15 protein-coding genes are annotated in these 15527 nt (G+C 58.8%); all 15 read left to right on the top strand.

Annotated features, from left to right (window positions below; translation table 11 throughout):
- Positions 1-111 precede the first annotated feature (111 nt).
- Positions 112-699 (top strand): MotA/TolQ/ExbB proton channel family protein, encoded by a 588-nt coding sequence (locus C1713_RS09540; protein ID WP_102494067.1) that lies wholly within the window; start codon positions 112-114, stop codon positions 697-699.
- Entirely contained in the window at positions 689-1099 is a 411-nt protein-coding gene (locus C1713_RS09535) for an ExbD/TolR family protein (protein ID WP_102493765.1), read from the top strand. The genes C1713_RS09540 and C1713_RS09535 overlap by 11 nt, the downstream gene beginning before the upstream one ends.
- Positions 1099-1746 carry an energy transducer TonB gene (locus C1713_RS09530; protein ID WP_102493764.1) on the top strand — a complete coding sequence of 216 codons (648 nt, stop codon included), beginning with the start codon at positions 1099-1101 and terminating at the stop codon, positions 1744-1746. Before C1713_RS09535 ends, C1713_RS09530 begins: the two co-directional genes overlap by 1 nt.
- A gap of 28 nt (positions 1747-1774) precedes the next feature.
- Positions 1775-2971 carry an FTR1 family iron permease gene (locus C1713_RS09525; RefSeq protein WP_102493763.1) on the top strand — a complete coding sequence of 399 codons (1197 nt, stop codon included), beginning with the start codon at positions 1775-1777 and terminating at the stop codon, positions 2969-2971.
- A 32-nt stretch (positions 2972-3003) separates the two neighbouring features.
- Positions 3004-3573, top strand: coding sequence for an iron transporter (locus tag C1713_RS09520; RefSeq protein WP_009442745.1), 570 nt, complete (start codon positions 3004-3006; stop codon positions 3571-3573).
- A 115-nt stretch (positions 3574-3688) separates the two neighbouring features.
- Complete coding sequence (locus tag C1713_RS09515) at positions 3689-4954, top strand: DUF2318 domain-containing protein (protein WP_102493762.1); 1266 nt, start codon at positions 3689-3691, stop codon at positions 4952-4954.
- Between the two features lie 30 nt (positions 4955-4984).
- Positions 4985-6268 (top strand): ABC transporter permease, encoded by a 1284-nt coding sequence (locus C1713_RS09510; RefSeq protein ID WP_102493761.1) that lies wholly within the window; start codon positions 4985-4987, stop codon positions 6266-6268.
- Positions 6269-6271: 3 nt separating this feature from the next.
- The gene (locus C1713_RS09505; protein ID WP_102493760.1) at positions 6272-7405 is read left to right on the top strand and encodes an ABC transporter permease; all 1134 of its coding nucleotides are present in this window, start codon (positions 6272-6274) and stop codon (positions 7403-7405) included.
- Positions 7406-7420: 15 nt separating this feature from the next.
- Complete coding sequence (locus C1713_RS09500; protein ID WP_102493759.1) at positions 7421-8080, top strand: ABC transporter ATP-binding protein; 660 nt, start codon at positions 7421-7423, stop codon at positions 8078-8080.
- A gap of 2 nt (positions 8081-8082) precedes the next feature.
- Positions 8083-8544, top strand: coding sequence for an FMN-binding protein (locus C1713_RS09495; protein ID WP_102493758.1), 462 nt, complete (start codon positions 8083-8085; stop codon positions 8542-8544).
- A gap of 276 nt (positions 8545-8820) precedes the next feature.
- The gene (pepD, locus tag C1713_RS09485; RefSeq protein WP_102493757.1) at positions 8821-10266 is read left to right on the top strand and encodes a beta-Ala-His dipeptidase; all 1446 of its coding nucleotides are present in this window, start codon (positions 8821-8823) and stop codon (positions 10264-10266) included.
- Positions 10267-10414: 148 nt separating this feature from the next.
- Positions 10415-10897, top strand: coding sequence for a Fur family transcriptional regulator (locus C1713_RS09480; protein ID WP_006691428.1), 483 nt, complete (start codon positions 10415-10417; stop codon positions 10895-10897).
- Positions 10894-12399, top strand: coding sequence for a coproporphyrinogen dehydrogenase HemZ (gene hemZ / locus C1713_RS09475; protein ID WP_102493756.1), 1506 nt, complete (start codon positions 10894-10896; stop codon positions 12397-12399). Before C1713_RS09480 ends, hemZ begins: the two co-directional genes overlap by 4 nt.
- Entirely contained in the window at positions 12399-13664 is a 1266-nt protein-coding gene (gene hisS / locus C1713_RS09470; RefSeq protein WP_102493755.1) for a histidine--tRNA ligase, read from the top strand. The genes hemZ and hisS overlap by 1 nt, the downstream gene beginning before the upstream one ends.
- Position 13665: 1 nt before the next feature.
- A complete protein-coding gene (aspS, locus tag C1713_RS09465; protein WP_102493754.1) occupies positions 13666-15474 on the top strand; it encodes an aspartate--tRNA ligase in 1809 nt (602 codons plus the stop codon).
- Positions 15475-15527 lie beyond the last annotated feature (53 nt).

The raw sequence follows: 15527 nt of genomic DNA, 5'->3' as shown, positions 1-15527 counted from the left end.
GGATGGGTTTCATTCTCCATGTGGTAAAAATGGGATTTTCCCACGGCTTGAGAAGATAAGGATGGTGTTTTTGTGACCAGTGCAGAACTATTTGAAAAGGGCGGTCCGGTTATGTACCTGCTGCTCCTGTGCTCGCTGACGGTGGCGGCGATTGCGGTGGACCGCTTCCTGCTCTATCGGCGTGCATCGCAGGGTGCAAGGGAACTTGAGGCGACGGTTGCTGAGTCGCTCCGCAAGCATAAGATGGACGAGGTTGCCCCCGCCGTTGAGGGCAAGGACAACATGGTCGCCCATCTCGTGAAGAGTGCACTGGATGCCCGCAAGGCAGGGGAGGATGTCCCGATGACGCTCGAGGGTGTCTATGGCGAGGCGGCGATGCTCCTGCGTGCACGTCTCAACTATCTCTCGATGATCGTTACGCTCGCACCGCTCCTTGGACTTCTGGGAACGATCTCGGGCATGATCCAGTCGTTCAGCATCTTCAACCTGCAGGCAGGTCAGCCCATGGCAATCACGGGCGGCATCGGTGAGGCGCTGGTTGCGACGGCGACAGGACTTTTCGTCGCGATCTTCTCGCTCGTCGTGCATACCTACTTTGCACAGCGTCTGGATGTGATGCTGACGCTCCTCGAAAAGACGATGAATACCGTCTCGGCAGGGCTCGCGGCGGCGGACGGAGGGAAGGCTCATGCGTCGTAATTTTCATGATGTGCGCGAGCCGCTCGTCATGATCGTCCCGATGATCGACATCATGCTCTTCCTCTTGGTGTTCTTCATGCTGAGCACGATGTATATGGTGAACGCGAGCACGGTGCAGGTCAGCCTGCCGCAGGCGGCGAGCGCACAGCAGGACACACGTCCGCACATCGTCTCCATTACGGTGACGGAGGACGGCAAGGTGCTCTTCGACCGCGATGATGAGCCAACGCGTGAGCTGACCTCACGCGTCAAGGAACAGCTCAACAGCGATCCGGATACGGTGTTCGTCGTGCGCGGCGACAAGAAGGCGGACTATCAGTTTGTCGTCAGTGTCTTTGATGCACTGAAGGAAGCGGGGACGCGTCACGTGTCCATCGCGACGGAGACGGGGGGCGTCTGATGCGCTATCAGACACATTGGCGGCTTGCCTTCCTCGTCGCGTTCTTCTTCCACATCGTCGCTTGGCTCTTTCTGATGGTGCTGATCCCGCACGTCTTTAAGCACATCGAGCAGCCGCCGGACGAACCGATGGAGTGGGTGGAGCTCGCTGACGACGATGGGCCGCCCGAGGAGCAGCAGCCGGAGGAACCACCGCCTCCGCCGCCACCACCACCGCCTGAGCCTGCGGAGGCAGAGGAAGAGCCCGCCGTCGTTGAGGCGGAGATTCCTGAGGAGGCGACGACGACACTGCTGAAGGAAGCCGAGGATTCGGCGAATAAGCCCGAGGAAGAACATGTCCTGAAATCCGGCGACGGAAAGCAGATCGGGCAGCCCGGCAAGATCATCCATGCCGAGCAGCCTGCCTACGGTGTGATTCCGTTCACGGGGCGTATTGCCGTGTCAGCCCATATCGGCACGGACGGACGTGTCGTGTGGACGAAGATTCAGATCAGCTCGGGGAATCTCGTCTATGACCGTCTGGCGCGGCGTATTGTTGAGAAGCAGTGGAAGTTCGAACCGGCCAAGGACATGAATGGGCAGCCGATGGAATCGAATATGCAGTGCCCTGTGTACTTCAATATGAAACCGGCACGTAATATTAAATGATCGAGGAAAGGGGAACGCAGACAATCCAATGAGAAAGCTGTTTGCATTCATTACGGCACTCTTTCTGCTCCTGCCGTCGGCGTCGACGAACGCCGCACAGACATGGCAGCAGATTCACGACCATATCGCGACGGAGATGGACGGTGTCTATGCCATCTATCAGTCGGGGGATGCAGAAGGTGCAAAGGATGCCGTCAACAATATCTACTACGGCATCTACGAGAAAGACGGTCTGGAGAGCGCTGTGCGCAGCAGCATCTCCTCCAAGAGCGCGAACCTCACGGAGTATCAGTTCTACACGCTGAAAAAAGTCATCCGTTCGGGCGCTCCGCAGTCAGAGGTCGAGGCCGAGGGCGCAAAGCTCCTCGATATGGTTCAGACCGAGGTGACGCAGCTCGAGACGGCAGGTGCTCAGTCGGGCGGCTGGGGGATGTTCCTCCAGGCGTTCCTCATCCTCCTGCGTGAGGGTGTTGAGGCGATCCTCGTCCTTGTCGGCATCATTGCCTATCTCGGACGCGCCGGCCACGAGAAGGAGCTCTCGACCGTCTACAATTGGGCGATTGCAGGCATTATCTGCAGCTTTATCAGTGCCTATCTCTTTGCCGAGGTGCTCGACAGTACGACGACGACGGGCGCGAGCCGCGAGATGATCGAGGGCTTCACGGCGCTTTTCGCCGTCCTTGTCCTTCTCGGAACGTCGGCGTGGATGGGCGGCAAATCCAATGCAAAGGCATGGAAGAACTACATCGACAGCCAAGTCAAGATCACACTCTCGACGGGCAAGTCGCGTGCGCTCGGCTTTGCCGCATTCCTTGCGGTTTATCGCGAGGGCGCGGAGGTCATCCTCTTCTATCAGGCGCTCTTTAACAACGCCGTCGGCGATACCGACATGATCTGGGCGGGCTTCGTTGCCGCGTGTGCGGCACTCGCGGTTATCTTCTTCCTCATCCAGCGTGGTGCGCTGCGCATCCCCATCGGACCGTTCTTCAAGGTTACGAGTGCATTCATGTTTGTGCTCGCGGTTACCTTCCTTGGCGGCGGTCTGAAGGAGCTGCAGGAGTCAGATACCATCTCCACCACGATCATTGAGGCCATCCCCATTCCGAGCATCGATCTGCTCGGCCTTTATCCCACCTATGAAACCATTGTCCCGCAGATCCTCTTGGTTCTCGCGGCAGTTGCAATGGTATCATATAAAAAACGCTCTGCTGCGGCAGAGGCGTAAGTCAGGTTCATCTTTCAAAGGAGGATTTTCCCATGAAGAAATCTAGTCTCAGTATGCTCAAAAAGGCTCTCGCCGTCGGTGCAGTCGCGTTCTCTACCTTCGCGATCAACGCGCACGTCAGCGAAGCTGCGTTCGAGGAGTTCCCGATCGGCGATGAGATCGAGGATACGACGAACCACTTCAAGGCGGCGCTCGTCTACTTCCAGCCGGTGACGATGGAGCCTGCCGGTATGAGCCTTCCGGCAGACCAGGCAGATATCCACATCGAGACGGATATCCATGCAACCGAGGGCAATGAGTGCGGCTTCGGCGTCGGCGAGTGGATTCCGAACCTGACGGTGCACTACAAGTTCACGAAGCGTGAGACGGGCGAGAGCATCGAGGGTGTGTTCATGCCGATGAGCGCAGATGATGGCCCCCACTACGGCGCAAATGTCAAGATGCTCGGCGCAGGCACGTACGACTGCGACTTCTCGATCGACAGCCCTGCACGTCAGAACTACCTCCTCCACACGGACAAGGAGACGGGTGTCCGGGGTCATTTCTGGACGGAACCGGTCAAGCTGCACTGGGTGTTCAACTACGTTCCGCGTAAGTGGTAATTACAGCTGCGTATGGGCAGTGGGGATCTCAGCATGTCCTTCTGCCCTCCTAATCACAGAATGGCTGCCGCCCCGGGGGGGACGGCGGCTTTTCTCATAGGAAAGGGTATATCTCATGTTACAGGCATTTCTTCAACAGCTGGTACCGGCATTGGAGGAGAGCATCAAGCTCGCCGTGCCGCTCGGCATTTTGCTTGCAATCATCTTGCCATTGCCCGACCAGAGCATACGGCGTACCTTTACGCGTGTCCTCAAATGGGGCTTTTTCCTCTCGCTCTTTATGACAGCGGTGCGTGTCGGCACGAAGTCGGCAGTCAACCGCGAGATCTTCGAGAGTATGGCAATCACCGTCGATATCATCGGTGCGATTCTTCTCTGTGCAATTCTTTTGCGCAGTCTCCATCGGGAATGGTCGCCGCAGGAGGAGCGTGTCTTTCGTTTCGGCACGGGGGCATTGACGCTGGGGCTGTGCCTTTATCACGGGCTGGAACTCTGGCTGATTCCCGTCGGTACCGTACAGGTCGCGATGGGGAACTATTTAACGTTGACATTTCTCGTCAAGATGCTAGGCTTTTTCGGCGGTATATTCTTCGGCTTCCTCTCGGGCTATCTGGCGTATAAAGCGGCGGCGGCGCTCAATCACGGGCGCCTCGTCTTTGTGTTCACCGTGCAGGTCGTGGCGACCGCCATTCAGCAGGTGATCTTCGTCCTGACGGTGCTGATGGCGCGGCAGATGTTCGGCGCGGAGAACCTCATTCCGTATATGGCATGGTTTATTGACAATCAGGGCAAGGTCATCTATGCGATCTACTTTGTCTCTGTGCTCGTCCCTTTTACACTGTTTCTTCAGCCGCGGCCCGAGCGCCCTGTGTGGGCAAATCCTGCGCAGTACCGCCAGATCGTCTCGAGTGCGATCCGCCGCAAGCGTTGGGGCTCGGGGCTGCTCGCAATGCTCATTGTGACGATCCTCGTATCGAGTGTCGGCGGCTGGTATGCGAATAAAAAAGAGCAGCTGGTACCGGCGGTTGATGTCAAGGCGGAAAACGGGCTCGTGCAGATCCCGCTGGAGCAGGTCTCCGACGGCCACCTCCATCGTTATGCATTCCACGCCTCAGACGGAACAACGGTGCGCGTTATCATTGTGCAGAAGGGCGGTTCCGCATTTGGTGTCGGTCTCGATGCCTGCGATATCTGCGGTGCGACGGGCTACTACGAACGCGATGGGCAGATCGTCTGCCGTCTCTGCGATGTCGTCATGAACAAGGCGACAATTGGTCTGCCGGGCGGCTGCAATCCGATCCCCGTGGAGTACCACGTGCAGAATGGTGCGGTGCAGATTTCTGCTGACACGCTTGAGGCAGCGCGGATTCATTTCCGCTGACGGACAGGATGGCATGAGAGGAGGTAAGCCATGTTTTGGCAAATGGTAAAAGGGGCGCTTATCCGCCAGCGCGGGAGGTTCATCCTCATCGCGCTGACGGTCGCCCTTGGCGTCTCGCTTGCGACTGCCATGCTGAACGTCATGTTTGACATCGGCGAAAAGGTGAATCAGGAGCTCAAGGCATTTGGAGCAAATATTACAGTGACGCCGCGCAACTCGATGGTTCTGAAGGACCTTTACGGTGTGGAGACGTCGAAGAGCGGACATCGCGAGTATCTGGAAGAGGCAGATCTCGGCAATATCAAGACGATTTTCTGGACGAACAACATCGTTGCGTTTGCGCCGTCACTGACGACGCAGGTGACGCTCGGAGATGGTGAGAGTGTGCCGTTCTTTGGTACGTGGTTCGAGCACACGCTCAAGCTGCCGACGGATGAGGTCTACACGACAGGCGTGAAATTCATGAAGTCGTGGTGGCAGGTGGACGGCGACTGGGCGGACGACACGCACACGGATGAGGTGCTCGTCGGCATGAAGCTCGCACAGAAACTTGGCGTCTCTGCCGGAAGTACACTCACCTATCAGAAGCCGGACGGCACGCAGGGCGAGCTGCACGTCACGGGCACGGTCTCGGGCGGCGGCGACGAGGAGAACCAGCTGGTCGGTTCGCTCGCGCTCGCACAGGAACTCGCAGGCGTACAGGGCAAGATCGATCAGGTGGAGGTCAGTGCAATGACGACACCGGAGAACGATCTTGCCCGCAGGGCGGCGGAGAATCCGAAGTCGCTCTCGCAGGCGGAGTATGATATCTGGTACTGCACGAGCTACGTCGGATCGATTGCCTATCAGATCGAGGAGGTCATGCACAACGCGGCGGCGCACCCCGTGCGTCAGATCGCGGAGTCCGAGGGCAAAATCCTCGACAAGACGCAGCTCCTCATGCTGCTGATCACGGTGCTGTCCCTGCTCTCATCGAGCCTCGGTGTCAGCAACCTTATCAGCGCGAACATCATGGAGCGCAGCCGTGAGATCGGCCTTTTGAAGGCGCTCGGCGCGACCAATCTCGCCGTCGTTCTCTCTGTCCTCGCGGAGATCTTTATCGCGGGTATTCTCGGCGGCATCCTTGGCTATGTCGTGGGAATTGGGTTCGCCCAGCTCATTGGGGAGAACGTTTTCGGTTCCGGCATTGCGGTCAATCCGTATGTCATTCCGATTATTGCCGTTTTGATGTCGCTCGTGCTGATCATCGGGAGCGTGCCTGCGATTCGCATGCTGCTGTCGCTGCAGCCGGCAGAGGTTCTGTATGGCAGGTGATAAATGATGAGTCGCTATAAAATGTTTTTTATCATGGTCGCCAACTCTCTGCTGCGCCGCCGCGCACGCATGGCGATCGCTCTCCTCGCCGTCGCCGTCGGTGCGACGATTATCTCGGGGATGATTACCGTATATAAAGAAGTCCCGGAGCAGATGGGACGTGCGTTCCGTGCCTATGGCGCAAACCTCCTCATCCTGCCGGGGAAGGATGCAGGCGTGATTCACGAGGAAGATGTCAGTGCGGTCAGCAAGGCTCTCTCGGACTATGAGGTGATTGGCATTACGCCGTTCCTCTACGACACCCTGCTCATCAATCATCAGACCGTCATGGCGGGCGGCACGGACTTTGCCGTCCTGCAGGAGGTCAGCCCCTACTGGCAGGTGCGCGGCGCGTGGCCGACGCCGGGGGAGAAGGAGATCCTGCTCGGCGCGGAGTTCGCGTCGAAACTGCGCGTGAATCCAGGGGATACGATCAGTGTCTCGGGCGGTGAGGGCTCGATTGTGAGCGACTACCGCGTCTCCGGCATCGTCCGCACGGGCGGCAACGAGGAGAATTTCGTCTTTGTCAGCCTGCCCGATCTGCAGCGCATCAAGGGGCGCGCCGGCGAATTGAGTCTCGCGCAGGTCTCTGTTGTGGCGGGACAGGATGAGCTGGTGCGTGCAGAGACGAAAATCCACGCGCAGGTACCGACGGTGGAGCCGCAGCTCGTCAAGCAGATCGCGAAATCGGAGGGCACCGTGCTCGGCAAACTGCAGGCACTTGTCCTCATCGTGACCATTGTTGTACTCGTGCTGACGCTGATCTGCGTCTCGACGACGATGATGGCGATCGTGACGGAGCGCCGCCGTGAGATCGGCCTCAAGAAGGCTCTCGGCGCGGACAACCGTCACATTGTCGCAGAGTTCTTCGGCGAGGGCTGTCTCCTCGGCGCACTCGGCGGTATTCTCGGGTCGGGCTTCGGCTATCTCTTTGCCCAGAGCGTCAGTATGAACGTCTTTGGACGCGGCATCGAGTTCTCGCCGACGATTGTCGTCGTGGCTCTCGTCATGTCCATCTTGGTGACCGGACTGGCCTCGCTGCTGCCCGTACGTATTGCGACCAATGTAGATCCCGCGATCATCCTGCGCGGCGAATGAGAGGAGAACGAAGCAATGAGTTTGCTTGAACTGAAGCACGTCTCCAAGGCGTACAACGAAAAGGTGCTCGCCCTGGACGATGTCAACCTGAATGTTGAAAAAGGCGAGTGGCTCGCGGTCATGGGTCCCTCCGGCTCGGGCAAGTCGACGCTGATGAACATCATCGGCTGCATGGACAGCCCGACGAGCGGTGAGGTCATCCTCGACGGCGATGTGCTGACGAATGCTACGCGCGAGGAGCTGACGCGCTTCCGTCGCGACAAGATCGGCATCGTGTTCCAGCAGTTCCACATGATCCCCTATCTGACGGCGGTCGAGAACATCATGGTCGCACAGTACTACCACAGCATGCCCGACCGCAACGAGGCAATGGCGGCACTCGAACGCGTCGGCCTCGCCGACCGTGCGAGCCATCTGCCGAGTCAGCTCTCGGGTGGTGAGCAGCAGCGCGTCTGCATTGCGCGTGCGCTGATCAACTATCCCGTCCTCATCCTTGCGGATGAGCCGACGGGCAACCTCGATGAGAAGAACCAGAACCTCGTTATGAAGATCTTCCATGAACTCCACGACGAGGGACATACGATTCTGACGGTCACGCACTCCGCCGAAGTCGGCGACGAGGCGGAGCGCTGTGTTATCATTGAGCATGGACACATGCGGGAAAGGACGGCATAACGATGAAGAAAAAGCTCAGCCTCGGTATAGCACTCCTACTGGGTGTCTCTGTCCTCGCTGCGGGCTGCGGTGAGGAGAAACAGGCACCGAAGGAGCAGCCGCAGAAAACCGCCGCGCTCGATATGACGGGCGTCAAGGACGGCACCTATGCGGCGGACAGCAGTGAGAACGAAAAGCTCGGACATTCGCACGTGGAGCTCACGATCAAGAACGGTGCGATCGAGAAGGTCGTTCACACGAGCATTGACAAAGAGGGCAAGCAGAAGGACGAGCACTACGGCGAGGGGAAGGAGCCGGGCGCGCAGAAGAAGGCACAGAACGCCTACAAGGCGATTGTGTCCTACGGCGAGCAGCTCACCGCGTCCAAGGATCTCGCAAAGGTGGATGCTGTCTCAGGCGCGACCGTCAGCTATGACCAGTTCAAGGAAGCGGTCACGAAGGCGGTAGAGCAGGCGAAGAAGTAAAAGAGACGAATATGGCATAGGGGCTATTGCACGAAGTTTGTCACTTCATGCAGCAGCCCCATTTTTTACGGAATCACTGATAAAATGAGGTCTGCCAGATTGGCGTAGATTTTTTCGTCCGAACGAGGTGGAAAACCGGACGCAGAGTGGTGCTCTGTGGAGGATTTTCCGCCGAAGTGCGGGCAAAAAAGATGCGTCAAGATGGTTGTACCGAATTTATCAGTGCTTCCTTACATTCTGTGTTATAATAGGAAGGAATTTTGATGGGAGGAATTTATGATGGATGATGCAAAGCTGCTGGAAAAGGTCATTTCGGAGTTCGAGGCACTGACGCATATCCCGCGTCCTTCGGGGCACGAGAAGGCGGTCAGTGACTATCTGAAAAAACACTTTGAGGAGATTGGCTGCACGGTGACGCAGGATGAGCACTTCAATATTATCGCGGAGCTTCCTGCGACGAAGGGAAAGGAGAATGCGCCGCGCACGATCCTGCAGGGACACATGGACATGGTCTGCGTGGCTGAGCCGGGTGTTTCCTATGACCCGCTGACCGATCCGATCAAGATGCAGCGGACGACGGAGTATCTCACGGCGGATGGGACGAGCCTTGGCGGAGACGACGGCATCGGTGTGGCGGAGATCCTGACGGCGATGCAGTGCACAGAGGCTCATGGTCCGCTGCGCGCCATCATCACGGTGGATGAGGAACAGGGGATGACGGGGGCGCGGCATCTTTCGGCAGATCATCTGAAGAATGCACAGTATCTGATCAACTGCGACTCGGAGGACTATCACATCATGACGGTCGGCAGTGCGGGCAGTGTCAATCTCGACTATACGCGTGCGCTGACGCGAAAGGAATCCGATCTGCCCGCCTATCGCATTACGGCTGAGGGGCTGCGCGGCGGTCACTCGGGCGAGCGCATCGGCGACGGGCGCGGCAATGCGATCCGCACGCTGGCACTGGCACTTCATGCGCTGGCACAGGAGGGCGACGTGGAACTCGTTTCCCTCACGGGCGGGACGGCGCGCAACGCGATCCCCCCGACGGCAGAGGCAATCGTCCGCACGGCGATGGATGAGCGCAGCATTGCACGTCTGCTGGCGGCGGAGGAGAAACGCTTTCATGCCATCTATGGCGAGGCCGATCCCGCGATGAAATTTACGCTGCATCCTGCACATGCGGCGGGGCGCGTCATCAGCGCAGAGGAACAGCACACCCTCATCGACCTCCTTGTCCTCCTGCGCACGGGGGTTCATGCCATGACACACACGCAGACGGGCGGAGTGGAGACCTCGGCAAACCTCGGCGTTGTCCGCATGGATGAGAACGAGGTACACGTCGCGTTCTTCCCGCGCTCCTCGGTCAACGAGCGGCTGGACGAGATCGTCTGCGAGGCGGAGACGCTGGCGGCACTGACGGGCTTTTCCCTCGTCGTTGGAACGGCATCTCCTGCATGGCGTGAGAACCCCAAGAGCAAATTGCGGACGATCATGGCGGAGGTCTATGCAGCGCAGAACGGCGGTACACCGATGAAGATCGAGAGCATCCATGCGGGGCTTGAGACGAGCTGGCACGCATCGAAGAACCCTGCGCTCGACATGGTGTCCGTCGGCGTGACGGCACATGGCATCCATACGCCCGAGGAGCGCATCGAAATCGCGGCGATCGTTCCCGAGGCAAAACTCCTCATGGAGACGCTGCGCCGCATCGCGGAGTGAGGGCATATCTTCATCGTCTTGTCTGCGACATTTATCATAAAACCATATCTTCATAAACTATGGTAAAAACTTGTACACTGTGCTATACTATTCTCATTGATTGTGATAATACATTGTGACCCACTTGGTGGATCGAGGGGGAAGAGATATGGCAGAGACATATACCATGGAAGACCTGAAGAAGCGGCTGCAGGCGACACAGCGCAAGATGACGCCGCAGCGGCAGATTGTGCTGCAGGTCATTTTGGATCATCCGAGCGAGCATCTGAGCGCGGAGAAGATCTATGATATTTTGCGCGGGACGGAGTCGGAGATCGGGCTTGCGACGGTCTACCGCAGTCTGGAGATTCTGGTCTCGCTCGGCATTCTGCAGAAGATCGAGTTCGGCAAGGAGTTCGACAAGCGCAACAAGGGCTCGTATTCCTACGAGCTGAATCCGATCGACCCGAACCAGCACTTCCATCATCATCTCATCTGCACGGAGTGCAAGGAGATCTCAGAGTTCGAGGAGGATATGCTCGATCATCTGGAACAGGATATTCTCGAAAAGACGGGCTTCTTGGTGGAGAATCATCAGGCGAAGTTCTTCGGCATCTGCAAGAAGTGCCGGGAGAAGCAGAAAAAAGCGTGAAAATACGATCGCTCACCATCAATCATCCCAGCGAGGTCATCGTCAAGGTTGTGCATGAGGTGCTGAACCTCTTCAAGGTGGAGATCGTCGGAAAAGCAGGAGAGGCGGATTACGCCCAGCTGTCGGTGGTGAACCGGCCGTCGGGCAGTGAGCCGCCTTCTGTTATGACGGAGGTATGGCTCTATGCGCTGGACGGGCGCTGTGAGCGCCTTTCGTTCTCCTCTGCGGGGCGGACGGATGAACTGCCGCGTGCAGCGGTGCACCGCACGATCAAGCGGAATCTCTACGAGTTTTTCCGTGTTCGTTTTGGCCTGCCGCCTGCCCCGTGGGGCATCCTGCACGGGGTGCGTCCGACGAAGATTGTGCACCGCTGGCTGCGGGGCGGTATGACGCCCGACGCTGCCATGCAGCGATTGCAGGAGGATTATTTCTGCAGCGCGGAGAAGGCAGGTCTCATGACGGAGGTCGCCGTGCGTCAGCTGCCGTTTCTTGCGCATGAGGACGCGCAGACAGTGGGGGTCTACGTCGGCATTCCGTTCTGCCTTTCGCGCTGCCTCTACTGTTCCTTTCCTTCGCATCTCCTGCCGGGGGAGAATACGCTGCGTGCATTTATGGATGTGCTCGCGTGCGATCTTGCCGCTGCCGCAGAGGATGTGCGCACATTGGGGCTGACCGTCGGGTGCATCTACATCGGGGGAGGGACGCCGACGAGCCTGCCCGATGTTTTTTTTGCCGAAATGCTCAAAATGGTATATAATGCTTTCTATGGATCTTCTGTCCGTGAGTTCACGGTGGAGGCAGGACGTCCCGACAGCATGAGCGCGGCGAAGATCACAGCGATGAAGGCATATCGGGTGACGCGCGTCAGTGTCAATCCGCAGTCGATGCAGGAACGGACGCTTGAGCGCATCGGACGGCATCATACGCCGTCCGATATTGTGCGCATGGTGCAGGACATCCGTGCGTCGATGGACGTGCATATCAATATGGATGTGATCCTCGGTCTGCCGGGCGAAACGGCAGAGGATGTCCGTGCGACGATGACGGCGGTGACGGCCCTCCGCCCGGACGACATTACGCTCCACGCACTTGCGCTGAAGCGCGGCTCGCGGCTGCGCCTTATGATGGAGACGGAGCATGTCGCGCTGCCGTCTGATGCAGAGACGATGCGCATGAGTGCGGCGGCGACGGCTGCCGTCCGCGCGGCGGACTACCATCCCTACTATCTCTATCGGCAGGGCTATATGAGCGGCGATTTGGAGAACGTCGGCTATGCCCGCCCCGGTGCGGAGAGCATCTACAACATCCGCATCATGGAGGAGCGGCAGACGATCATCGGCATTGGCGGCGCTGCCGCGACAAAGGTGATCGGCGTGCGCAGCGGACGCCTGCACTCTGCCTTTCATGCAAAGGATCTCGTGACCTATCTGCGCGATATTGACGTCTATATTGAAAAACGCCGTGCGCTTCTGCGCGCGGAATACGAGGAGGAACAGCACTGATGCTGACGAATGCGCCGCGCGGCACGAAGGATATACTGCCTGACGCGGTCGGTGCGTGGACACATGTCGAGCATGTGATCCGCGATCTCTGTGCCCGCTATGGCTACGGTGAAATCCGCACGCCGATGTTCGAGCACACGGAGCTCTTTCAGCGTGGGATCGGCGATGGTACGGATGTCGTGGACAAGGAGATGTATACCTTCTCCGACCGCGGCGACCGCAGTCTGACGCTGCGTCCCGAGAACACGGCGTCTGCCGTGCGCGCCTATCTGCAAAACAAACTCTATGCGGACGGCGGCCTGCAAAAGCTCTTCTACATCGGCTCGATGTTTCGCTATGACCGCCCGCAGGCGGGGCGGATGCGTGAGTTTCATCAGTTCGGCGTGGAGGCACTCGGCGAGGAGAGCTCTGCGCTGGATGCCGAGGTCATTCTCCTCGCGTATGATTTTCTGACGGCACTTGGCTTGACGGGACTGACGCTGAAGCTGAACTCCGTCGGCTGCCCCGCCTGTCGCCCTGTCTATCGGGAGCGTTTGCAGGCGTACTTTAAGGAGTATCTGCCCACGCTCTGTGATGACTGCAAGGATCGCTATACACGCAGCCCGCTGCGGATCCTCGACTGCAAGCGGGATGCGGAGCAGCCGTTTATGGCGGGGGCTCCCGCGATTACGGACTGCCTGTGTCCTGCGTGTACCGAGCACTTTGCGCAGGTACAGCAGCATTTGACGGCGGCAGGGGTTTCCTATGAGCTCGATCCGCGCCTTGTGCGGGGGCTCGACTACTACACGCGGACGGCGTTCGAGATCGCCTATCCGCCGCTCGGTGCACAGAGTGCCGTGGCGGGGGGCGGACGCTATGACGGACTGGTCGAGGAGCTCGGAGGGAATCCCACCCCCGCCGTCGGTTTTGCGGCGGGATTGGAGCGCGTCCTGCTCGCACTGGAGCAGCAGAATCTCCTGCCGGCACAGCCGCCAGCAGCGGATGTATTCCTCATCGCGCTCGGCGATGCGGCGGCAAAAGCGGCGTTCCCCTTGCTGCATGAGCTGCGGTGCGGCAATGTGCGTGCCCTCATGGACTATGCGGGACGCAGCATGAAGGCACAGATGAAGCAGGCGAATCGATCCGGTGCGCGCTATGCTATCATTCTCGGCGAGGATGAGCTGGCAGCGCATACGGCGCTCGTGCGCGATATGGCGGAGAGTGCGCAGGAGACCTGTGCGCTTGACCGTTTGGTAGAAAAGATGATTTCTGAGGTGAAGGTCTGAGATGGAAACGATGCAGGGAATGAAACGGACACATGGCTGCGGCACACTGCGCAAGGAGCAGGTGGGGGCAGAGGTAACGCTGTGCGGCTGGGTGTCGCGCCGCCGTGACCACGGCGGGCTGATCTTTGTCGATATGCGTGACCGCTCGGGATTTGTGCAGATCGTCTTCGATGAGGCGGCAATGGCAGAGGGGACGTTCCACGAGGCGGAGACGCTGCGCTCGGAGTTCGTTCTCTGTGTGCGCGGCACGGTGCGCGCACGCAGTGCGGAGACGGTCAATCCGAACATGGCAACAGGGGAGATCGAGATCGTCGTCAGCGAGCTGCGGATTCTCAACAAGGCAAAGACGCCACCGTTCTATATTCAGGATGGTGTCGATGTGGACGAGATGATCCGTCTGCGCTATCGCTACCTCGATCTGCGTCGCCCCGAGATGCAGGCAAATATGATCCTGCGTCATCGCGTGACGAAGATCATGCGCGATTTCTTTGACCGCAACGGGTTCCTTGAGATCGAGACGCCGATGCTCTGTAAGAGTACGCCCGAGGGGGCACGTGACTTCCTCGTGCCGAGCCGTCTCAATCCGGGCGAGTTCTATGCGCTGCCGCAGTCCCCGCAGATCTTCAAGCAGCTGCTCATGGTCTCGGGCTTTGAGAAATACTTCCAGATCGTGCGCTGCTTCCGCGACGAGGATCTGCGCGCCGATCGTCAGCCTGAGTTCACGCAGCTCGATATCGAGATGTCCTTTATGGATCAGGACAGCATCCTCACGCTCATGGAGGGGATGGTCAAAGAGCTGTTTGAAAAGAGCATCGGCGCGAAGATCGAGACGCCCTTCCAGCGTATGTCGTGGGATGAGGCGATGGATCGCTTCGGCTCGGACAAGCCCGATCTGCGCTTCGGCATGGAGCTGCAGGACATTACGGACTATGTCGGCGGTTCGGACTTCAAGGTGTTCAACGCTGTCATGGAGGCGGGCGGCCGCGTGAAGGTCATCAACGTCGAGGGCTATGCGAATATCCCGCGCCGTGAGCTGGACGGTCTCGTCTCCTATGTGCAGGGCTACGGCGCAAAGGGACTGGCGTGGATTCAGTACACGGAGGAGGGCGTAAAGTCGCCCTTCAAGAAGTTCTACTCCGACGAGACCTTTGAGACGATCAAGAATGCCGTCGGGGCAAAGACAGGCGATCTGCTCCTCGTCGTCGCCGACCAGCCGCTCGTCGTGGCACAGGCACTCGGCGAGCTGCGCCTTGAGATGGGACGTCGCCGTGGATTGATCGATCCCGATGCGCTGCGGTTCCTCTGGGTCGTGGACTTCCCGATGTTCGAGTACAGTGCGGAGGAGAAGCGCTACAAGGCGATGCACCATCCGTTCACCGCGCCGCGTGATGAGGATGTGCCGTTCCTGAAGTCCGATCCCGGCCGCGTCAAGGCAAATGCCTATGACATGGTGCTGAATGGCGTCGAGATCGGCGGCGGCAGTCTGCGTATCTACAGCAGCGATCTGCAGGAACAGGTCTTTGAGGCACTCGGCTTCACGCCGGAGGAGGCACGTGCACGCTTTGGCTTTATGATGAATGCCTTTGAGTACGGCACGCCGCCGCACGGCGGACTCGCCTTCGGCCTCGATCGTCTCGTGATGTTGATGGCAAAGCGACGCTCCATCCGTGACGTGATTGCCTTCCCGAAGACGCAGAGCGCATCGGATGTGATGAGCGAAGCACCTGCGACCGTCGATGAGAAGCAGCTGCGTGAGCTCTATATCCGTACGGCTGTGCCGAAGAAGAAGGCAGACGAAGCTGCACGGTAAAACGGTACGACGAAGCATTTCGAGGGCGTCCCATGCGGACGCTCTCTTTTCGC

The sequence above is a fragment of the Centipeda felix genome (genome assembly GCF_900186465.1).
Classification (GTDB): domain Bacteria; phylum Bacillota; class Negativicutes; order Selenomonadales; family Selenomonadaceae; genus Centipeda; species Centipeda felix.
Note: the sequence above shows the minus strand (reverse complement) of the source record. Positions and strands in the feature narration are given on the sequence as shown.